The 2562-nt window shown below is 54.9% G+C and carries 2 protein-coding genes; one reads left to right on the plus strand and one right to left on the minus strand.

Annotation, left to right across the window (positions count from 1 at the left end; translation table 11 throughout):
- The first annotated feature begins 710 nt into the window (after nucleotides 1-710).
- Nucleotides 711-1184 (plus strand): sigma factor-like helix-turn-helix DNA-binding protein, encoded by a 474-nt coding sequence (locus JKL46_RS34535; RefSeq protein ID WP_201842941.1) that lies wholly within the window; start codon nucleotides 711-713, stop codon nucleotides 1182-1184.
- A gap of 13 nt (nucleotides 1185-1197) precedes the next feature.
- Here the strand turns inward: JKL46_RS34535 and JKL46_RS34540 are convergent, their stop codons facing one another.
- Nucleotides 1198-1950, minus strand: a complete 753-nt coding sequence (locus JKL46_RS34540) for a restriction endonuclease (protein WP_201842943.1) — start codon at nucleotides 1948-1950, stop codon at nucleotides 1198-1200.
- Between the last annotated feature and the right edge of the window lie 612 nt (nucleotides 1951-2562).

Genomic DNA, 2562 nt, shown 5'->3' on the forward strand with positions numbered 1-2562 from the left:
TAGGAGGCACTGGCCGGAAAGCTGTAGGTGAGGCTGTTGACCGCCCATTTCAGGTCCCCCAAAACACCATCGATGTAAGCGTTGCCGGTCAGGCTGTAGGTCGCAACAGCAGGCATAAATCCGTCCAGTTTTATTCAAGAATAGGTTGCGCAGCGGCCACGCCATGCCTGCTTCTCGGAAGCAGCTTGAGAATAACGTGCGCTGATTTTACTGATCCTAAGCAGATAGGAATTATTTTTGTCCTTTTCAAGAAACATGCAAAGCTTGGCTGTTCACTGCCGTATCGCGCATATATTTCTGACCTGCCACTGAAGTTTCATCCAGCCGCCGTTAGAGCCCCGGTCAAGCTGTCACATCGCAAGGTGAAGAGATTATCTGCCCAAATTGCAGCTGAGACCTCTTACTTAATCAACAGTTGTGGAAGGGGAGGAGGGTATCGCCACGGACCAGGTCCATACCGCCTAGCGGTTGAGTGAGTGTTCTTGTTGAGGGAGCGCGAAGCTGAATAAGAACAGATCAACAACCAAGTTGAATAGCCAAGCTTGAAAACCGCGGATTCTGGGCTCTATCCTGTTCCCGGCCCGCTTAGTTCGGCAGGCCTATCCACATCGCCGTGCGGGACACGGGGACTATCTCACTGCCTCTTTGCGTTCATAAGTCTGTCTGAACCGGTGTGAGTGCATCGGGGCAGGAATTCAGGAGTCTCGCTTTTGGCCACGCTGAAGCAGTTTGAGGAAGCCCTGCGCGCCCAAGGCATGAATATGGCATTGGCGATCCTCGAGAAGATGCGCAAGGAGGAGAAGAAGGTGCGGTCGGTCGCGCCGGCCCGTCGCGTCTCCGGCCGGAAGATGACGCCGGAGCTCGCCCGCAAGATCCTCGAACTGCATAGCACCACCGACATGACCCAGCAGGAAATCGCCTTCCAGCTTGGGATCAACCAGGGTCGGGTGAATGAAGTCATCAAACGCGGAAAGTGGCTGACGGAAGATCCGCAGTCTGAGGAAGCGCAAGCACGTGATAAAGCGAAGGCTCGAATGAAGCGCATGCAGTCTGAAGATACGCCCATCCCACGCAAGCAGCCTGTTACGGCGGGCATCAAGGCGGCGCCCAAAAAGTCGAAGGCGAATCCCGCCAGTTCAGCGCAGTTGTCGATCGATGACTTCCTCAATGTATCAGACGCCTGAATGGAATCTTGTATCAGCGGGCGCCCGCCCCGCTGCTGACCATCAGTTCAAGCCGTGGCAGATCAGTGTGGTGCATTAGCAGCACGCCATTCTTGTGCGCGAGCTGGTGGGCTGACCTGGTAAAGACCGAATTGGTGACCACTACCGCATAGGGGGCATCCTGGAAGGCCGCGGCAGCATATGCCTCCTGAACAGCCCTGTTGCCGACGGTGCCATTGTAGAATTTGCACTGGATGACAACCCGCCGGCTCTCCTTTTCGGCGATGATGTCGGCGCCTTGATCGCCTGATCCTGGTGTCAAAGCCGCGTGCCACCCGGCGTCCTGCAGGATATTGCGGCAGTAGAGTTCAAATTCACTGCCCGTCATCGTCTCATCGAATTCGCCCGCCTGCTCGGCTGGCTGGTAGCGGTCGATGATTCGGTTGATCCGCGTCCTCAAACGGGCGGCGGATTGCTTCGGATCCTTGGTTAGAAGATGATCGATCTTCCGGCGCTCGAACTCTGGCAGGAGGGTTTTCTTGATGAAAGTGTTGAGGTGCTTGTCCCAGTTTTCCTCACACACATTCCCGTATTCGTCGGGCGAAAGCATATGGGCGCGTTTGGTCATCAGAGTCCGGACATGCTTTCTAGCCGCCCGGTCGGTCAGATCATAGATAAGAAGAAACGAGTGGACCTTTGTTAGGCGCAAAAAGAGCAGTAGCGCGAGCCCGGACCAAGCGGCTATCGGCTTCATGTACAAGCCTGCCGCGAAGAGGGTGAGCAGCACAGCGCCGAACGCTCTATGTGTCCAAAGGTACCGAAACATTCCCTTCCCGCGTCAGCTGGTAGTCATCGCAATGGTAATCAGCCATTTCGATAGCTAGGCGCGATTACCGGCGGCTTTGCACTGAGACACATCGCAAGGAACTCACAGGATTATTTCAGTGCCGTATCGCTTGGGCCTCCTCGTGCGGATCCAGAGGGTAGCGTCGGTGACCCGAAGGGCCACTCGGCGTCTAAAGGCATCCGTCCTGACCGGCGGGAAAATCCGACACCGCATATGCCTGGGACTGCCACAAGCGTCCAAGCCGAAGCTAATACGGTTGATCTAGAATCTAGCTCAAATAATTAAGGGTTCCTTTGGTTCCAGAACCAGTTATTAACCATGTCTGCGTTCCAGCTACAGAATCATCAGGTTGAGCCGCGAGCCGAGTGGCAGTCCCAATACTCGCGATAACGAATCAAGTGCGTAACCTGGAATAGCCTGGAACCAGGGATTTACATGCGAATTGATTCGGCCTCCTGAGCTAAATGATTCTGACTAAAGAAGTTTCCCACCGCTGAATCGATCTATTGTGAATGGATTCTTGACGCGCGACTCCACAGCCAACTCAGAATC

The sequence above is a fragment of the Microvirga zambiensis WSM3693 genome (assembly GCF_016735695.1).
GTDB classification, from domain to species: Bacteria; Pseudomonadota; Alphaproteobacteria; order Rhizobiales; family Beijerinckiaceae; genus Microvirga; species Microvirga zambiensis.